We start from the raw sequence: 17788 nt of genomic DNA, 5'->3' as shown, positions 1-17788 counted from the left end.
CCTTGCGGGACGTCGATACCGGTGAAGCGGAGACCGACCGTCTGGCGGGTAGAGCCGTCAAAGCCCAGTTCCAGATCGCTGATGTTGGTCGAAATCGAGCCGGAACCCTTCTCCTCGACATCGTCGCCTGCGGCCGCCACCCTGGTTTCGAAGAGTTCAGCCATGATCGGTCTCCTTTCCGCAACTCCCTCGATTGAGAACGAAATCTCCGCTTGCCCAACCGGGCGTCAGTGACGACGCCTGATCGAACAAGCGGTGCGATGTTCCGCGTGCAAAACTTGCCGCAAATCCGCCCACGTCATTACGGTCACGCGGAGGCTCAACGGCGCCATGCGGAAGAAGTTGATCCCGAAGGCCGCGACGAACGAAAACCCGCCAAATACAAAGGCGACAGTCGGGTCTAACCCGACGCGCGTTCAATGCCCCTTGCGTCATTGCTCCGGGGCTCGACCCTGGCCGATAGGGCCACACGACAGCCTCGCGCGTAGCCCCGGACCACAACGGCCTATGTGGAAGCTGACAATAACCATGAGCCCCGAACCTGCTCCGTCCTGCCGGGCAATCGACCCCGTTCATTCGAAGCTGCCGCACCGAGCTCTGGGGGGCCTCGGCGCGCCCTGTAGACATTGCCAACTTCAGCCACAACGCTGCATAGTTCGAGTATTAATTCAGGCAATCCTCCCCATCATAACGGCTATCTGGTCCGACAAATGGCTTAGAATCGGGCGCTGTCGCCAGCTAAGCAACTGGCGGTTTCTCTCTCTCTCTCTCTCTCTCTCTCTCTCTCTCTCTCTCTCTCTCTCTTTCTTTCTCTGTGGCGCTGGTCTTACAGAACTACCCTCCGGCGGACACTGCTAGAAATGCCTTCGCTGACACGCAGCTGCAGCGGCAAGCGTGTCACGCTGACCTATTCGCCTGTCACCAGCCCGAAAGACCTCCGCAGCCGCCAGTAGCTGCCCGGAGCTGCTTTACAATCGCGACTTATTTCCGCGGCTTAATGCAGTGTGCGGGGGGCCGGCCAGAGCTGAGTGGGCCTGGGAGGGAAGAGGTCGCCTGGGCCGCCCCTGAAACTGGTCCGCACCATTCTTAAGCGTCCGCCAAGTTCGATCAGGCATCTATATTCAATGGCTCGCCATAGCATTTGCAAGGTCCACGCCCTGGCGGGAGCAAGGCGGAACAATCCGATTGCGGGTGAGTTTTCAAGATGAAGGGCGCATCTGTTTCGGAGGAAGACTGGGATGAAACGCGTCCTTGCCCAAAATGCGGTACGGCTGATGCTGGGCGGCGTAACCGCCTGTCTGCTTACGGTCGTTGATATCCCCAACCCGATTGCACCATTCTCGCTAGTGTCGCAGGCAAGGGCCGCCACCGAGGTTTCGATCAGCACATTCTACGAAGACCTGTCCTCCCATGGCGATTGGGTCTCGTATCATGGAGCGACCGTTTTCGTGCCAGTTGATGTACCTGACGATTGGCGCCCGTATACCTTGGGCCATTGGGTCTATACAGAGGAGTATGGCTGGCTCTGGGTATCCGACGAGCCATTCGGCTGGGCGACGTACCATTACGGCCGGTGGGGCTATGCCGACGATATCGGCTGGTACTGGGTTCCGGGCACTCGCTGGGCGCCAGCATGGGTGACTTGGCGTCGTGACAGGGAGCACATCATTTGGGCTCCGCTGCCGCCGCGCCGTGATCCGGACTTGATTTCAATCGAGGTGACCTTCGACACGACGCCGAATTATTACTGGGTGGTAGTCCCTAGCCGCGAATTCCTTGCTGCCGACGTTTCTGTCGCCGTTACCCGTGACAGGTCCGAGTTTGTGCGGATTGTCGAGGCGGCCCAGCCGGCCGGCGACGTGACCATCCAGAACAACGTGGTGGTCAACAAAGTCATTGATGTTGATGTGATCGAAAAGGAGACGGACCAGAAGGTGACTGCCGTCAAGGTCAGCAAGACCGACGCGCCCGAACAGTCCGGCAAATTGGAAAATGATACGGTCGCGGTGTTTGAAGGTGAGGTGAAAGCCGATCCCAAGGCCAAACCAGCTAAGCTCAAGGACATCGAGCAGGTGAAGCAGGTTCAGGCTGGCCGGAAATCGAAGCCAACCGAAGGCGCAAGCGCCGATCAGGCGGAGCCGAAAGAGACCGCCAAGCCTGAGCAGCCCGCCGCCGAGCAGCAGCAGGCCGAGCCGGAACAGGCGGCGAAGCCTGAGAAAAAGGGCAAGAAGCAGCCCGCCGCCGAGCAGCAGCAGGCCGAGCCGGAACAGGCGGCGAAGCCTGAGAAAAAGGGCAAGAAGCAGCCCGCCGCCGAGCAGCAGGCCGAGCCGGAACAGGCGGCCAAGCCTGAGAAAAAGGTCAAGAAGCAGCGCGCCGCCGAGCAGCAGCAGGCCGAGCCCGAGCAGTCGGCCAAGCCCAAGCCACCGAGCCAGAAAAACAAGGCGTGCGATCCGCAGACTGACGCGAACTGCTAGGCGCCCGCAAGGAAAGTGGCGAGGGTTCGCAGCTTTGCGCATCCAATGCTCGCAAGGCTCCGCCCCCGGCGCCGCGCACGCGCTCACTCCGGGTCACAGCAAGGCGGTCTTCGCTACCTATCTTAACGGCTCGTACGCCAAGGTGGCACGTGGCCTGCTGGTCTCAATCACCTTTTCCGTCACCCATGTCACGATCGCGGTGATCATCGCCATGCTCTCTCTGCCTTTGGTCTCGATCGCGCTTGGCACCGTCGGCCGGGCACCGCTGCTGGAGGATGTCAGCCGCGGGCTGCTCGGCCTGATCGGCGTTTGGATGATCTGGCGGGCATTCGGCAGTGGCCATCGTCATAAGCATGAAGGGGAAGCGGTTGGGTTCATGGCCGATCCCGTGCCCGTTAACGCTTTTCGTCATGACCTTCGCGATGTCCAGGGGCGTGCCGGTGGCGGGTCTTCTCTTTGCCGTAACGATGATGACCGGCGTTGCAGTGACCCTGTCCACCGTCGCGGTGTTGTCGATCCTGTTCCGCGAACGGCTTGTGCACATCTTTGAGAGCCGGCCGCGCCTGTTTGCTACTGTCCTCCCGCGGCATCGAGGGCGCTGCAGGGATCGTGCTCGCTAGCGTGGCTGTCTGGCAGATCGCAGCAGCTTGAGGGATTTGACCGCAGTCGCACAGGGATGTGCAGCTTCACCTTTCTTCAGGCGGCTTGATGTGGCGGAAAGCCCAAAGCAAGCTCAAATCGTAGACGATCTTGAGGATGCCGCAGATCACCAGAGGCCAGGCTTCGAACCCCGCGGCAAATAGCGCGCCGGCAATCGCGGGGCTCGCGGCGGCTGCGAGGCTGCGCGGCACTGAGGTCACGCTTGCCGCCGCAGGTCGCTCCGGTGGCGTGACGACCGCCATCACATATGAGGAGCGAGTCGGCACGTCCATCTGGGAGAGTGCTGCGCGTACAAGAAGAAATGCCAGAGAGGCATAGAGATTCGGCACCAAGGCGGCCAGGATCAGGCAAATGCTTGACGGGATGTGCGTGAACACCATCGTGTTCACAAGCCCGATGCGCCTCGAAAGCCATGCGGCGACCGGAAATGAAACCGCCGACAAAACACCCGACCAGAAAAAGAACGCCCCGGCGGTCGATAGCGAAAGTCCAAACCTGCTGAACAGCCATAAAGCCATGAGCGATTGCACGGCAAAACCGCCGGCGAAGGCATCGATGCTGAACAGCGCCGCCAGCTTGTAGACAATAGCGCGCGACGGCCCAAGTGCCTCGGCGGGCCGGTCCTGTGGAGACGTTTTCGGACCAGCGGGAATGCGCGCGTACACCAGGCCCCCCGCCACGCCAAGAACGGCATAGAGGAAAAACATTGCCTTGAGAGCGGTGAGCCGTGAGATCCCAATCGTCACCAAGAAATCGGGACTGGTTGCAGCAAGGGCGCCAAACGCAGCCGCCAGCGCACCTAACAGGCTATACCGTGCGAACGCCTTCGTGCGGTCCGGATCCGCGACAAGCCGAGACAAGACGGCGTGCTCGAGCGGAACGAAGATGCTGACGCTCCCGGACGAAGGATTGATCGTGCCCAGGAAAGCCACGAGCAGAACAGCTGCATAGGTGCTTGACTGCGTGTAGGCCACCCCGGTTGCGATCATCAGGCCGGACGCAGCCAAAAGCAGAGTGCGCCGGTCCGCCCGTACGGCCAGGAACCCAATGCCGAGCGTCAGCAGCGCCGAGCCAAGGAGTGCGGCGGTGGCGACAACGCCGATCTCGAGCGGTCCAAGCCCGATTGAAGCCAGGTATACCGGCAAGAGCACTGCGGCAAAGCCATCGCCAAAGTCTCGACAGGCCCGCGCCGCGTATATGTTCGCAGCGCGGCCGCCTTTCCTAAGGTCCTTGACGTCGCCAGGGCCAACGCAGTTGCCTTCGGAATTTCGAAGGGACTCTGTCAAAGATCAGCTACCCGTCTTGAGGTGTACTTGATCGAGCGCCAGGTCCTTTGGCCAACTTCCCGACAGTCGCCATTTGCCAGAAATCAATCGAGAACAGCCGGGGTTCGTCGTCGGGCTGATTGTGCACGGACGTGACCTCTATTCCGCTTTCTCGCAATGCTTTTAGCACTGAATTCACGTCGGAAGCGATCAAGACCAAGTCGCAAATCTGAGTCACGGCGAAAGGAACCAATTCGGCTTTGCGCCGCATACCTGCCGTTAAAGCTAAGTTTGCTTGGCCTACAAGTGGACCTCGGATAATCCGCCGTAAGGTGTTGCTTGAAGTAGGGTTTCGCCTCGCTTCGCCTCGGAAGGTGAGAGAAAGCGCACGACCATTCGTCGGACCGGCTGACGACCCAGATGAGCCGATTTTCCGCTCTCCCCTTGTCATTCGGAAAATCGTTCCTGTCTTATTCTATAAACTAAGTAGATTTTGAGCCGACGCTCTGGATGGAGCGCGCAATCGAGGGATGAACCCTCCGCTCAAAGGATCGATCTCATGCGAAAACTGATTTCCGCCGCCCTGGTCGCGCTCGCAGCGGCGGCCTCTTCTGGAATGGCTCATGCCGACGAGAAGAAGGTCGTCATTGCTTACCAAACCGGGGCTAATCCCTATAACCTTGGCATCGCCAATGGCGACCTTGCCAGGAAGACCGGATGGAACATCGAATTCCGCCGTTTCAATTCCGGTGCCGACATTTTCGCAGCCATCGCTTCCGGCGACGTCCAGATCGGCGATGTCGGATCGAGCCCGTTCTCGGCTGCCGTCAGCAAGGGCCTCGACGTGAAAGCGTTCTATATCTCGTCCGTCTCGCGCGACGGCGAGGCGCTGGTGGTGCGGCCAGAAATCAAGTCGCCGGCAGACCTGCGCGGCAAGAAGCTCGCCGCGGCGCCGGTCTCGACCGACCATTACCAGCTTCTGGCCGTGCTCAAGCAGGAAGGCATCTCCGAGAAGGAAACGCAGGTTATCGCCATTCCGCAGCCCGAGATCGTCGCGGCCTGGAAGCGCGGCGACATCGACGGCGGCTTCGTCTGGGATCCGGCACTTTCTGAACTCAAGAAGAACGGCAAGGTCCTGCTCACGGCCGGCCAAGTTGCTGATCGCGGCGCGCCGACCTTCAGCGCGCTGGTCGTCACCGGCGCATTCGCCAAGTCCAATCCGGAGTTCCTCGGCCAGTATGTCCGGCTGATCGACGGCTATAACCAGGCCTATCTGAACAACCCGGCCGCCTGGGGGCCGGAGTCCGAGAGCGCCAAACTGATCGCGAAATTGCAGGGCGGCACGGCGGCCGAGAACTCGGAGCAATTGAAGACGACCGTCGTCCCGCCGCTCGACGAACAGGTCTCAGACAAATGGCTGGGCGGCGGCGAGAAGAGCGCGGTGGCGAAAATCCTCAAGGACACGGCGAGCTTCCTCAAGGACCAGCACAAGATCACCTCGATCAATGACAGCTACGCGGCCTTCGCCGATCCGCAGTATGCGGCAGTGGCCAAGGCCTCGAACTAGCAATCCCTGAGGAAACGCCGATCTGGCTGGCACGCCAGCCAGATCGCCTGGAGGCCACCATGCTTCGAATCCGCGATGCCAGCGTCACCTTTCCGGGTTCCGACGGGCAGCACGTACACGCGCTCGATCACGTGTCGCTCGATATCGCTCCCGCTTCCATCGAGGTCGCGGTCGGCGCTTCCGGGTGCGGCAAGTCGACATTGCTGAACGCGATCGCCGGCTTCCTGCCGCTCACCGAAGGCACGATCACGCTTGATGGACGCGAAATCGCGGCGCCGGGCGGCGATCGCGGCGTCGTGTTCCAGAAAGACACCCTGCTGCCATGGGCCAATGTGCTGGACAACGTCGCGCTCGGCCTGAAGTACCGGGGCGTCTCGCGCATCGAACGCCATGAGCGGTCGAGGCACCTTCTTGACCTGGTCGGGCTCGCCGATTTCGCCGAAAAGCCACCCTACGAACTGTCGGGCGGCATGCGCCAGCGCGTCGGCATCGCCCGGGCGCTGGCCACCGATCCGAAAATCCTTTTGATGGACGAGCCATTCGGCGCCCTCGACAGTCTGACGCGCGAGACCATGCAGCAGCTTCTGGCCTCCGTCTGGGTCAAGACCAACAAGCAGATCCTGTTCATCACCCATTCGATCGAGGAAGCCCTCACACTCGGCACGACCATCGTCGTGATGTCGCCCCGGCCGGGCCGTATCGTTGCGCGCTTCGATGCCGATTTCGTGCGCGATTTCGCCGAAAGCGGCGATATCGGGCCGATCCAGTCCCACCCGCGCTTCATCGAGCTGCGGCAGGAAATTCGCTCGCTCATCCACCAGCCGGAAGGCGCCCGCAGAGGAACCTTGCAATGACGCTCGCCGCCAATTCCCAAACCCCGTTCCCTCCCGCCACGGCCCAGCTGAGGCCGTCTCCCCCGCCGCGCAGCTCAGCATCGGCAGGCACGTTCGGCATCAGCCTGGTGACGTTGGCGGCGCTGATCGCATTGTGGGTACTCGCCGCGCAACTCGGCTGGGCGTCGCCGCTGTTCCTGCCGGCGCCGGTCGATGTGCTGACCCAGTTCAACGCCGTCGCGGCGGACGGCTATGCCAACGGCACTCTGCTCGACCACACGCTGGCAAGCCTTGGCCGGATTGCCGCGGCCCTCGGGGTCGGCATTTTCGTCGGCATTCCGCTTGGCCTGCTCATGGGCCTCAATCGCTGGGTCAAGGGCATCTTCAGCGTGCCGATCGATCTCTACTGGGGCTTGCCGCCGCTGGCCTACCTGCCGCTGCTGATCATATGGCTCGGTATCGGCGAAACCTCCAAGATCGTTCTCCTGTCGCTGTCGACCTTCGCCCCGATCTGCTTTGCGGCACAGGCGGGCGTGCGATCGGTGCCCGTCGAACGTATCAACGCCGCGCTGTCCCTCGGCGCCAACCGGCTGCAACTCTTCACCAGCATCATCCTGCCGTCCGCTTTGCCGGAGATCTTGACCGGCCTCAAGATCGCCATCGGCGCAGGATTGTCGACTCTGGTCGCGGCCGAGCTGATCGCAGCCCAGTCCGGGCTCGGCTACATGATCATGTCGGCGGCCAATTTCCTCGCGACCGACGTCGTGTTCGTCGGCCTCATCGTCATCGCCGTGCTCGCCTTCGCCTTCACCAGCGGCATGCGCTGGCTGGAACATCGCCTCATCCCGTGGAAGGGCAAGCTCTGAGGCTTGCTCCCATAGATTCCGCAATCATTGAAGGAGACAATCCGATGTCCGGCAACAGCACCCGCCCGCTCGATATCTACTGGTACCTGCCGACCCATGGCGACGGCCCCTATCTCGGCACCGACGAGCGGCACCGGCCGGCAACCTTCGGCTATCTCAAGGAGATTGCGCAAGCCGCCGATCGGCTTGGCTTCAAGGGCGTGCTCCTGCCAACCGGAACACGGTGTGAGGACGCCTGGATCGTGGCCGCCGGGCTGATCCCGCTGACCGAACGGCTGAAATTCCTGTTGGCGCTGCGGCCGGGCAGTGGGACGCCGGCACTGTTCGCGCGCCATGCAGCCACGCTGGACCGCATTTCCGGCGGCCGGGTGCTGCTCAACGTCGTCACCGGCGCTGATCCGGCCGACCTTGCCGGCGACGGCAACAAGCTCGGTCATGACGAGCGCTATGCCCAGACTGATGAATTCCTCACGATCTGGCGCCGTATCCTGTCCGGAGAGCCGGCGGACTTCGAGGGCAAGTATCTATCTGCTCACGGCACCGACATTTCTTTCCCGCCGGTCCAGCAACCCTATCCGCCACTTTGGTTCGGCGGGTCTTCGGAGGCGGGCATCGAGGTCGCTGCCAAACACACCGACGTCTATCTGAGCTGGGGTGAACCCGTCGAGCAGGTGGAGGAGAAGTTCGATAGAGTCAGGGCACGAGCGGCGGCTCAAGGTCGCAAAATCCGCTTCGGATTGCGCATAAACCTGATCGTGCGTGAAACGGAGGAGGAGGCCTGGGCGGCGGCGGATCGACTGATCAGCCGCGTCACCGACGACGTGATCGCTGAAGCCCAGCATCAATTCACCAAGGTTTCGGAGTCGGTCGGGCAAAAGCGCATCTCCGCTCTGCACCAGGGACGCCGCGACAAGCTGGTTATAGCTCCCAATCTATGGGCCGGATTGGGTCTCGTCCGAGGGGGTGCCGGCACCGCGCTTGTCGGGAGTGCGGAAAGCGTTGCCGCCCGTATTCGCGAATATCAGGAAATAGGCGTGGAGACGGTTATTGCCTCGGCCTATCCGCATCTGGAGGAAGCTTTCAATGTTGCCGAGCTGCTTTTTCCACGGCTCGGACTGCAGGGTGAATTGCCCCTCAAGGAGCGCGGCTGGGATCTGGAGTTTGGGCGCGGCCGGGGCGCCGGTGTCCGAGTAGCGGCGTCTTAGGCAGGTCGATTTCTTGCCTAGAGGAGAGAAGTGGTCACGCAGCATCGCTGGTGCCGTGCCAGGCCCGCTTACGTCTGAGTTTGACCATCGGAGTTCGGCTTATGTCAAATCCATCAATCGTCGGTTTTTCGGGGAACTGCAGCCGACCCTCGAAGACCCGCGCTTTCGTCGACCTCATCGTTCAGAACATCGCCAGCCGCCATCGCCTGTCCCATCAAACGTATGATGTCGAGGATGTCGGTCCCTCGCTGGGGGCCGCCAGATGGCACCGTGACCTCGACGCTCAAGCCCAGACCGTAGTTGCACATGTTGTCGCCGCGGACGTGCTCGTCGTCGGCTCTCCGACATACAAGGGCAGCTATACCGGGCTGTTCAAGCATTTTTTCGACTTGCTTGATCCAAGGGCCTTGAGAGGTAAGCCCGTGCTTCTCACAGCCACCGGGGGCGGCGAGCGCCATGCCCTTGTCGTTGAGCATCAACTCAGGCCGCTATTTGGCTTCTTCGAGGCTTTCGCGCTGCCCACAGCCGTATACGCGACCGATAAAGACTTCACCGATGGTGTGCTTCGGTCCGAACTGATCCTGAAGCGGGCGGCACAGGCGGTTGATGAAACCGCGGTTCTGCTAGCCACCAAATCCGGTCTCAGAATAGACCACTTGGTTGTTGGTGACGACCAAGGTTTGAGAGCGCACTAGGTGTTTGATCCCGAGCGTTAATGACGGCATGATCGTTATCCGCTCGAACCGAGAACGCTCAAAGGATTTCAAGGTTTAGTCGGTGGCGAGGCCCATCCCGGCGCAAAGCCGCCTACAGCCATGATGGTCGGAGAGGCTTGCGTCGGCGGCAATTCAAGCCTATATAACTGCAATCGATGTTTGCTGTTGAACTTGTTTTTGCGCTCCGGCGCCCAACGATCTTCCTCTCAAATCTCGACTATATGACGTTTGGCATGTCGCCAGACGCGAATTTCTATGCCGATTTGAAAGGAAATCGCTATGAACACTGGAACCGTAAAGTTCTTCAATTCGACCAAGGGCTTCGGCTTTATCGCTCCTGAAGCGGGCGGCGCGGACGTGTTTGTCCATATCTCCGCTGTGGAGCGTGCCGGTATGCGCACAATCCTAGAAGGCCAGAAACTGAGCTTCGATGTCGTGCAGGACCGCCGCAATGGCAAGAGCGCGGCCGAGAATCTTCGGGCCGCCTAAAGGATACCGCTTCTGGCCCTTGACCACGGATGTACTGGCACTGGCCGTCGAGGCGTTTTGGAAAGGTCGGGCCCGCCCGGCCTTTTTTCGTTTAAGGAACCTATGATGCGCAATGCAATTGCTGAAGCCGTGTTCAAGCCGAAGCCGACAGCTAGGGAGAGCAAGGGCGACGCGACCACACAAGCCGCACGAGAGATCATGGACAAAGAGACCGAGCGCGAGTCAAAGACGCAGCGGCTCAGACTGGCTCGGCTGGCCAAAGAAGCTGCCGCCCCCGCCGGTTTGCCAAAGGCTAAACGTGCATCGGCAAAGCGGCGCGTTGCAGCCTGACCGCAGGGAAGGCACGCGGCTGGCCAGAAGGCTCTCTGGCCGAGCATAGTGGAACATCCGACGGGACGGCGACGAACCCAATCCTCAATCACGACCGGCGGTGACCGATGGTGGAAAAATATTCAAACGCGCGAGGGCATTTCTTCGCAGCCGTAAGGGCACTGGCCGCGTCGTCGGATGGCATTCAAACGCGGCTGATCGAAGCGAACGAGAGTATCCTCAACGTGACCCTCGACGAGTTCGCGGGCGACCTGGAGTTGAAGCTTAAGTTTGCAAGAATTTTGGACCTCCTGGCCGTCGATCAGGACGACTTGGTCACGGCTGCGGTTGAGACAGCGGCACACATGACCGATTTTGAAGCGGTAAAAGTTGCGGACCTGATCTGCGATTTCTGTTTTGAGCTCACTTAGGCCGACTGCGACCAACTCTTGATGGATCGCGACCGCGGTAATAGGGAGATCAGCCCACTTTCTGAATGGCGCCTGCGCTCATTGCGTCTGCAGCGCATCAGCGCTCCAGCAGGTGCCGCTCGCGCCGGTTTGCCGGGGTCGGGTATGCCCGCCAGCACGTTGCCACCGACCGCTCCGGCTTGTCATAGGCGCGCCGAGCCCCCTGACCAGTTCACCCCGAAGGTTCATATCGAGGATCGAACCTGATGCGTTTCGGTCTCAAGCAGCACAAGCGCTCCCTGACGGTCGAGCAGAGGCCCAATCACCCTGCCAGCCGCGACCGTTGCGATCAGCGCGCCATGCGGATCGCTTTGGCGCCGGTCGTCAGGCACGTGAAGCCTGTCGGGCATCACCGCAAGAAGCTCTTCGACCTGGCCCAGAGGCCCCACGCTTGACCAGCCACCAGCGCCTCATGCGGACGTCGCGACAGACGCTGGCACACCCGAGACACAAAGCCTCATAGCGCGGGTTCTTGCATGAGAGGCTTTCGTAGGCCTGACGGCAACCGAAACCCTTCAGCATGTTGGTCATACAAGGCTCTGATCTCGCCTAAAAACCGGCGAAGGCTGACACGAGGAACGTCGCAAACTCGGCTAGGCAGCAACTCGTAGTTCTGATCGCATACGCAGAGCGCTCCTACTCATCCGCGTCACTTGCTTGCCAAGGTGCGAGATCGGAGCAATTCGCAGGCTCATGCGTTGGTTTTTCAACCCTGCTCGAGAGGATCTCATCATTGGACCCCACCACCGAGCTAGCCAAGTTGCGCCGACATGTCCGCATTCTCGTGGACCTTGGCCGCGTAGCGGGCGAGCAGACTCCGCTCGGCCGCTTCCTCGATCAGGCCTGTGTGCAGGTAGCCCGGGCTGTTGAGATAGACCACGCAAAAATCCTTCGCTACCGCCCGCGCACCGCGGACCTGTTCATGGAGGCCGGCTTCGGGTGGAAGGAAGGGACTGTGCGGAACGCTGTTTTTTCGGCGGATCTGCGATCGCCGCCCGGCCGGACTTATCAGACAGCCGAGCCTTTAGTGATTGTCGATGGCACGGCCGCTGAGCAGGATGGCGAATACGTCTTTTCAGATGTGCTGAGAGAGCACCACATCAAATCGCTGGCGAACGTGCCGATCCTCATCAAGGGTGCTGCCTGGGGCGTGCTGGAGGTGGATTCCTCGGTCACGCGCAACTTCAGCGAAGATACCGTCGACTTCATGACGGCTGCTGCTGCCCTCATTGCTTCGGCAATGCGGCGACCAGAGGTGGACCGAAGCAACCTGGAATCGACCACGGCTCTAGTCCAGGCGCAACAACGCGAGGTGCTGCTGCGGGAGATGCAGCACCGCGTAAAGAACAACTTTCAGCTGATCCTGGCCTCGATAGCCATTCAGAAGCGCCGCCTTGAAAGGCCGGAAGTGCACCGGGCACTGGAACACGTGGCTAACCGAGTTAATGCCATTTCGCTTGCTCATGACCAACTGGCACCGGGGCAGGACCTCCGAACGGTGGACGTCGCCGGTTACTTGCGGGCGCTCTGCGCTTCGCTGCAGACGCAGGTGGAAATTGCAACGATCGAGATCGCGGCCGACGAAGTCGAGCTCTCGATTGAACGCGCGGTGCCGCTCGGTCTTATCTTGAACGAAGCCGCGATGAACTCAGTCAAGCATGCGTTCGGAGCGGAGGGCGGGCGTATCGTTGTCAAGCTTGAGTCCGGGATAGGCTACGGCGAGGCACGCCTGACCGTTGCCGACAACGGTCGTGGCATTCAGAATCCCCGGCCTGGCGGGTCGGGACAGAAATTGATCCAGGCGCTCGCCCGGCAGATGGGCGGTAATGTCCAGCAAGAGAGCTCCGCCGCGGGCACCACAATAACCGTGATCTTCCCTGTCATTGCATAACGCTCGCTCCTGTCGCTGTTTGCATTGGCTTCGCAGGCGGCACAAACCAATCTAGGTAGCGTCCGCTGATCCCACGCCGCCCATAACGACCGCTGTCGAATATTTGTAGACTGAAGCTGCCAGTCCGCTGTCGGCCCCAACGATGCTTGTCTGGAAAGCGCCGCATGTCCGCCGCCGATGGCTCCTTCGTCGTTTCCCGAACGCAGGCATTCGGCTCAGGCGGCATGATGTCCGGGTTTGACCAAAAACGGGTCATCGAAACCCAGTCCTAGACAGGCTGTCCCCCTTGGTGGATCATGCGTGGCTAGGCAAGCCAGGGGCGCCGCCATGGACGTCGAAGGTTGGCTGCGGAGGCTTGGCCTCGAACAGTATGAGGCCTCCTTCCGCAAGAATAAAATCGACGACACAGTCCTGCCGAGGTTGACGGCCGAGGACTTGAAGGATCTGGGTGTCGGACTTGTCGGACATCGTCGTAAGCTGCTCGACGCCATCGCAGCCTTGCGCGCTCAAGGAAGCGTATCAAAACAGCTGTTATCCGATGCGCCTCCGGCAATCGACAACGCCGCAAAGGACACCGCCGAGCGCCGCCAGGTCACGGTGATGTTCTCGGACCTTGTCGGCTCGACATCACTCTCCGCGCGAATGGACCCTGAGGATTTGCGTGAGGTGATTGCGGCCTATCACAACTGCGTTGCCGAGGCGGTGCGTCGCTTTGGCGGGTTTGTGGCTAAATACATGGGCGACGGTGTGCTGGTGTATTTTGGCTATCCGAAGGCGCATGAGGACGACGCAGAGCGAGCCGTGCGCGCGGGGCTGGCGGTCATTGATTCGATCGCAAGGCTCGCGACCCCGGCACAAGCGGAGCTGGCAATACGTGTCGGCATCGCAACGGGGCTGGTGGTGGTGGGCGATCTCATCGGCGAAGGAGCGGCGCAGGAGGAAGCGGTGGTCGGAGAATCGCCGAACCTTGCGGCGCGGCTGCAAGCATTGGCGGCGCCCGGCCAGATCGTGATCGCGCTCGCGACGCGCCGACTGCTCGGCGGGCTGTTCGAGTTCGCCGACCTGGGCCTGCACAACCTGAAAGGTTTCGACGCCCCCATCCGCGCTTGGCGCGTGCTTCGCGAGAGTGCCGCCGAGAGCCGGTTTGAAGCGCGCGCGACGAGCGGCCTAACGCCCACGGTTGGGCGCAAGCACGAGCTTGCTCTGCTCGCGGAGCTCTGGAGCAAGGCCGCGGCCGGCGAGGGGCAGGTGGTCCTGCTCTCCGGTGAGCCTGGCATCGGCAAGTCGCATCTGATTCAGGCGCTCTGCGGGCGTCTGCGGGACCGGCCGCACATCCGCATACGCTGCCAGTGCTCGCCGTTCCACGCAAATAGCGCCCTTCGCCCGTCGATTGTCCAACTCACCCGCGCGGCTGGCTTCCATCCGGACGATTCACCGAGCGCAAAACTCGACAAGCTGGAGCGCCTCTTGGCGCGGTCCACAGACAAGGTCCGGGACGTCGCCCCTTTGTTGTCGGCGCTTCTCTCGCTCCCGGCAGGCAGCCGCTATGCACCCCTGAACCTCAGCCCTCAGCGCCGGAAGGAACTGACCCTCGAGGCTCTGGCCGGGCAGCTAATTGGCTTGGCGGCCCGCCAGCCGGTGCTGATGGTTTTCGAGGATATCCACTGGATTGATCCAACGTCGCTGGAGCTTCTCGACCGATTGGTCCCGCAGATCCCCCGTCTTGCAGTATTGGCGATCTTCAGTTTCCGCCCTGAATTCGAGCCGCGGTGGACCGGCCACCCTCAGGTCACCTCGCTCACGCTGAAACGCTTGAGCCGCCGGCAGGGCGCAACCCTGGTGGAGCGGTTGACCGGGGGCAAGGCGCTTCCGGGCGGATTGCTCGAGCAGATGGTGGCCAAGACAGACGGCGTGCCCCTGTTCCTCGAGGAGGTGACCAAGGCCGTCATTGAATCTGACGTGCTGACCGATGAAGGCGACCGTTACGCACTCTCGGGCCCGCTGCCACCGTTGGCGATCCCTGCAACCCTGCAGGATTCTCTGGTGGCGCGCCTCGATCGGCTGATGACGCCAGCGCGGGAGGTCGCGCAGATTGGCGCCGCCATCGGCCGCGAGTTCTCGTATGAGCTGCTGGCGGTAGTCGCGCAGCGCAAGGAACGGGAACTGCAGGGCGCTCTCGACCAACTGATCGGCGCCGAGCTCGTGATCGCACGCGGTCGGCCGCCGCACGCGACCTGCATCTTCAAGCACGCATTGGTGGGAGATGCCGCCTATGCCACCTTGCTGCGGAGTCGCCGCCAGCAGCTGCACACCCGGATCGCCCATGCACTGGAGCAGCAATTCGGCGAGGTCGTCGAACACGAGCCCGAGATCGTGGCTCAGCACTACACGGCCGCGGGCCTCTCGATTCAGGCCATCGGCTATTGGCAGCGCGCGGGAGAGAGCGCCAACGACCGTTCGGCCAACGATGAGGCCCAAAACCATCTGCAGAAAGCGCTGAACTTGATCGAAACGCTGCCTGCGGGCCGGGAGCGCCAGCGGCGCGAGCTCGCAGCGCTAACGGTGCTGGGCCGCGTGCTCACCGCCAAGAATGGCTACGCAAATGCCGAGGTCGAGCGGGTCTATTCCCGCGCGCGCCGCCTTTGCGAGCTGATGCCGGAAGATGCGGCTGTCTTCCCGGTTCTGCTCGGCCTGGCCATCTACTCGGCCACGGGCGCCCAACTCACGTCGGCGCACGACCTGAGCGGACGGCTTCTCGACCTTGCTCTGCAGAGTAACGATCCCGTGTGGGTGGTCGAAGCCCATTATGCCCGGGGGGTAAGCTCTTCTTGGCGCGGCGACTTCAGGGACGCACGCAAACATCTGGAGCTGGCCTCCGAAGCCTATCGCCCACAACGACATCGAGCACATCTCGCCCTCTACGGCCAGGATCCCGGACCGATTTGCCTATGTCGTGGGTCAGCGGTGCTTTGGCACCTCGGCTACCCCGACCAGGCGCTGACCCGGATGGAAGACGCCCTTGTCTTGGCCGAGCGATTGGCGCACCCCTTCAGCCGCGCTTACGTGCTGGTATGGGCAGCGTGGTTACGAATATTCCGGCGCGAGGTGGCCGAAGCCGAGGAGCGGAACGACCGTGCGCTCACCTTCGCGACCGAGCAGGCGTATCCGTTCTGGATTGCCATGGCCGCCCAGCAGCAGGGATGGCTCTTGGCGAAGCAGGGCCATAAGGAGCGAGCGATCGTCCAAATCGAGGAAAGCCTGGCGCGGATGCAGGCCGTCGGAACGCAAGTGACGCAGGCGTACACGATGGGATTCCTCGGGGAGCTGCTCGGGAGTGTCAATCGCGCGTCGGACGGCGTGTGCCTGATCGATCGGGCTCTCGACCAGGTGAACCGGTCCCGCGAGCGGTGGTGCGATGCCGAATTGCTGCGGCTCCGCGGAGCCATATGCGCTGCCGCGGAACCAAGCGACTGGCACGAGGCTGAAATCTCGTTCCGCCAGGCGATCCAACGGTCTCGTGAGCAAGGTGCCAAATCCTGGGAGCTCCGCGCCGCCACATCGCTTGCGCGCCTTTTGGCCGAACAGGGCAAGCGCGCGGAGGCCCACGACCTGCTCGCGCCGACCTACGGCTGGTTCACCGAGGGCTTCGACACGCTCGATCTGAAAGAGGCCAAGACCTTGCTCGACAAGCTCGGGGCATCATGACGCACATGCTAGCGATGCAATGTCCGGTCCTTGGCGCAAAATAGCCGCCAATGTGCTGGGCGCGAAGGTCAGCTTTCAGTTCAATTATTCCACAAGCGGTTCTACCCCTTCCGGCCCCCTTCCAGGCATTTACAGGCCTCCAATTGCCGAACTAGGCCAAAGCTGCTGACGTCGAAACTAAGCGCTAATCTATGCTTCGAAAGCCAACACTAAGCGCTAACCTATGCTTCGAAAGCCAGGACCTCGAGCTCATGCGACAGCTTTCGGCCCAGACGAACGGCGCTTGCCGCCGGTCTTGGACTCGCGCTTGCGCTTTGAAAGGTGCGCAAGCAGGGCCGCCGAACCCATCGCGTTGAGAACCCGCGTCCTAGGCACGCCCCCCTTGCGCGCCATCTCGACACCCCAATGCATGTGGTCGAGTTCTCGGATCGAATGAGCGTCCGGATTGATGCTGAAGATGCAGCCGTAGTCGAGTGCCTTCTGATGCCACCGCCAGTCGAGATCGAGCCGCCACGGATGCGCGTTGATTTCGACAGCGACGCCATATCTTGCGCACGTTCTGAGGACCTTGTCGACGTCGAGATCATAGCCGGGTCGACGCAACAGCTGGCGACCGGTCATGTGTCCGATGATTGTCGTGAAGGGGTTCGCGATTGCCTCAATGATACGCTCCGTCTGCTCTTTCTTCGGCAACTTGAAGCGGCTGTGCACGCTCGCCACAACGAAATCGAACTGCTCCAAGACGTGGTCCGGATAGTCAAGCGAGCCATCAGCCAGGATGTCTGCCTCAATGCCCTTGAGGATACGGAATTTTCCACCATACCTCTTGTTCAGCCGATCCGCTTCGCGGTGCTGCTCAGCAATCTCCTGCAATGTGAGGCCGCCCGCGTAGTGCGCAGACTGCGAATGGTCGGCGACACCATAATACTCGAACCCGCGCTCACGGGTCGCTTCAGCCATTGCCTCAAGCGTCTCGGTGCCATCGGATGCGGTGGTGTGAGAATGCAGGATGCCATTGAGATCTTCATCCCGGACAAGGGTAGGGAGTTGCCGCCTCGCTGCCCGCTCAATCTCGTCCCTGCCTTCGCGCAGTTCGGGTTCGATGAACTGCAGGCCCAGCGCGTCGTAGATTTCCACCTCTGTCAATGATGCGATCAGCTTTCTCCCGCGGTACAGACCATCGGGTCTGAGGGCGAACCCTCTCTCGGCAGCGTATATCTTCAACTGCTCAAGATGGGCTGCCGAACCGGTAGCTTCGAGGAAGCTCGCGCCAAAGTGCTTCTTGTCCGTTACGACAAGCCTGAGGGTGGACTGCTCGATTTCGGTCCGGTTCTTCCC

General features: G+C 61.6%; 16 protein-coding genes. 13 read left to right on the top strand and 3 right to left on the bottom strand.

Annotated features, from left to right (window positions below):
• Positions 1–1238 precede the first annotated feature (1238 nt).
• The gene (locus CK218_RS29660; protein ID WP_143749735.1) at positions 1239–2474 is read left to right on the top strand and encodes a cell envelope integrity protein TolA; all 1236 of its coding nucleotides are present in this window, start codon (positions 1239–1241) and stop codon (positions 2472–2474) included.
• A 34-nt stretch (positions 2475–2508) separates the two neighbouring features.
• Entirely contained in the window at positions 2509–3024 is a 516-nt protein-coding gene (locus CK218_RS29655; protein WP_348628746.1) for a hypothetical protein, read from the top strand.
• A gap of 136 nt (positions 3025–3160) precedes the next feature.
• Here CK218_RS29655 and CK218_RS29650 read toward each other — a convergent pair whose 3' ends face one another.
• Together CK218_RS29650 and CK218_RS31350 are read right to left on the bottom strand one after the other, a co-directional pair.
• Positions 3161–4333 (bottom strand): MFS transporter, encoded by a 1173-nt coding sequence (locus CK218_RS29650; RefSeq protein ID WP_066998666.1) that lies wholly within the window; start codon positions 4331–4333, stop codon positions 3161–3163.
• Positions 4334–4427: 94 nt separating this feature from the next.
• Positions 4428–4670: a DUF1259 domain-containing protein gene (locus CK218_RS31350; protein WP_245299666.1), complete on the bottom strand. Its 243-nt coding sequence runs from the start codon at positions 4668–4670 to the stop codon at positions 4428–4430.
• A gap of 288 nt (positions 4671–4958) precedes the next feature.
• Between CK218_RS31350 and tauA the strand changes: the two genes are divergently transcribed.
• The 11 genes from tauA to CK218_RS29590 all read left to right on the top strand — a co-directional run bounded on the left by tauA (position 4959) and on the right by CK218_RS29590 (position 16450).
• The gene (gene tauA / locus CK218_RS29640) at positions 4959–5966 is read left to right on the top strand and encodes a taurine ABC transporter substrate-binding protein (protein ID WP_066998607.1); all 1008 of its coding nucleotides are present in this window, start codon (positions 4959–4961) and stop codon (positions 5964–5966) included.
• A 59-nt stretch (positions 5967–6025) separates the two neighbouring features.
• Complete coding sequence (locus CK218_RS29635; protein ID WP_095829742.1) at positions 6026–6820, top strand: ABC transporter ATP-binding protein; 795 nt, start codon at positions 6026–6028, stop codon at positions 6818–6820.
• The gene (locus CK218_RS29630) at positions 6817–7665 is read left to right on the top strand and encodes an ABC transporter permease subunit (protein ID WP_066998601.1); all 849 of its coding nucleotides are present in this window, start codon (positions 6817–6819) and stop codon (positions 7663–7665) included. The genes CK218_RS29635 and CK218_RS29630 overlap by 4 nt, the downstream gene beginning before the upstream one ends.
• A gap of 44 nt (positions 7666–7709) precedes the next feature.
• Positions 7710–8870, top strand: a complete 1161-nt coding sequence (gene ssuD / locus CK218_RS29625; protein ID WP_066998598.1) for an FMNH2-dependent alkanesulfonate monooxygenase — start codon at positions 7710–7712, stop codon at positions 8868–8870.
• A gap of 101 nt (positions 8871–8971) precedes the next feature.
• Complete coding sequence (gene msuE / locus CK218_RS29620) at positions 8972–9565, top strand: FMN reductase (RefSeq protein WP_066998595.1); 594 nt, start codon at positions 8972–8974, stop codon at positions 9563–9565.
• A gap of 300 nt (positions 9566–9865) precedes the next feature.
• On the top strand, positions 9866–10075 hold the full coding sequence (locus CK218_RS29615) for a cold-shock protein (RefSeq protein WP_095829741.1): 210 nt from the start codon (positions 9866–9868) through the stop codon (positions 10073–10075).
• A gap of 105 nt (positions 10076–10180) precedes the next feature.
• Positions 10181–10405, top strand: coding sequence for a hypothetical protein (locus CK218_RS29610; RefSeq protein WP_066998663.1), 225 nt, complete (start codon positions 10181–10183; stop codon positions 10403–10405).
• 107 nt (positions 10406–10512) lie between these two features.
• The gene (locus CK218_RS29605) at positions 10513–10815 is read left to right on the top strand and encodes a hypothetical protein (RefSeq protein ID WP_066998590.1); all 303 of its coding nucleotides are present in this window, start codon (positions 10513–10515) and stop codon (positions 10813–10815) included.
• Between the two features lie 245 nt (positions 10816–11060).
• Positions 11061–11249: a hypothetical protein gene (locus CK218_RS29600; protein ID WP_066998586.1), complete on the top strand. Its 189-nt coding sequence runs from the start codon at positions 11061–11063 to the stop codon at positions 11247–11249.
• 338 nt (positions 11250–11587) lie between these two features.
• Positions 11588–12745 carry a histidine kinase dimerization/phosphoacceptor domain -containing protein gene (locus CK218_RS29595; RefSeq protein ID WP_245299665.1) on the top strand — a complete coding sequence of 386 codons (1158 nt, stop codon included), beginning with the start codon at positions 11588–11590 and terminating at the stop codon, positions 12743–12745.
• Between the two features lie 327 nt (positions 12746–13072).
• On the top strand, positions 13073–16450 hold the full coding sequence (locus tag CK218_RS29590; RefSeq protein ID WP_095829740.1) for an adenylate/guanylate cyclase domain-containing protein: 3378 nt from the start codon (positions 13073–13075) through the stop codon (positions 16448–16450).
• 249 nt (positions 16451–16699) lie between these two features.
• Here the strand turns inward: CK218_RS29590 and CK218_RS29585 are convergent.
• The coding region (locus tag CK218_RS29585) for a PHP domain-containing protein (RefSeq protein ID WP_143749734.1) at positions 16700–17788 on the bottom strand (1089 nt) is incomplete at its 5' end.

The sequence above is a fragment of the Mesorhizobium sp. WSM3879 genome (assembly GCF_002294915.1).
In the GTDB taxonomy this organism is placed as follows: Bacteria; Pseudomonadota; Alphaproteobacteria; order Rhizobiales; family Rhizobiaceae; genus Mesorhizobium.
This window is presented reverse-complemented; position numbering and strand designations above follow the sequence as displayed.

Coding starts and splice junctions, on each gene's coding strand:
- ssuD (WP_066998598.1), top strand. CDS start 7,710: ATGTCCGGCAACAGCACCCGCCCGCTCGATATCTACTGGTACCTGCCG.
- CK218_RS29605 (WP_066998590.1), top strand. CDS start 10,513: ATGGTGGAAAAATATTCAAACGCGCGAGGGCATTTCTTCGCAGCCGTA.
- CK218_RS29635 (WP_095829742.1), top strand. CDS start 6,026: ATGCTTCGAATCCGCGATGCCAGCGTCACCTTTCCGGGTTCCGACGGG.
- tauA (WP_066998607.1), top strand. CDS start 4,959: ATGCGAAAACTGATTTCCGCCGCCCTGGTCGCGCTCGCAGCGGCGGCC.
- CK218_RS29615 (WP_095829741.1), top strand. CDS start 9,866: ATGAACACTGGAACCGTAAAGTTCTTCAATTCGACCAAGGGCTTCGGC.
- CK218_RS29630 (WP_066998601.1), top strand. CDS start 6,817: ATGACGCTCGCCGCCAATTCCCAAACCCCGTTCCCTCCCGCCACGGCC.
- CK218_RS31350 (WP_245299666.1), bottom strand. CDS start 4,670: ATGCGGCGCAAAGCCGAATTGGTTCCTTTCGCCGTGACTCAGATTTGC.
- CK218_RS29590 (WP_095829740.1), top strand. CDS start 13,073: ATGGACGTCGAAGGTTGGCTGCGGAGGCTTGGCCTCGAACAGTATGAG.
- msuE (WP_066998595.1), top strand. CDS start 8,972: ATGTCAAATCCATCAATCGTCGGTTTTTCGGGGAACTGCAGCCGACCC.
- CK218_RS29660 (WP_143749735.1), top strand. CDS start 1,239: ATGAAACGCGTCCTTGCCCAAAATGCGGTACGGCTGATGCTGGGCGGC.
- CK218_RS29610 (WP_066998663.1), top strand. CDS start 10,181: ATGCGCAATGCAATTGCTGAAGCCGTGTTCAAGCCGAAGCCGACAGCT.
- CK218_RS29600 (WP_066998586.1), top strand. CDS start 11,061: ATGCGTTTCGGTCTCAAGCAGCACAAGCGCTCCCTGACGGTCGAGCAG.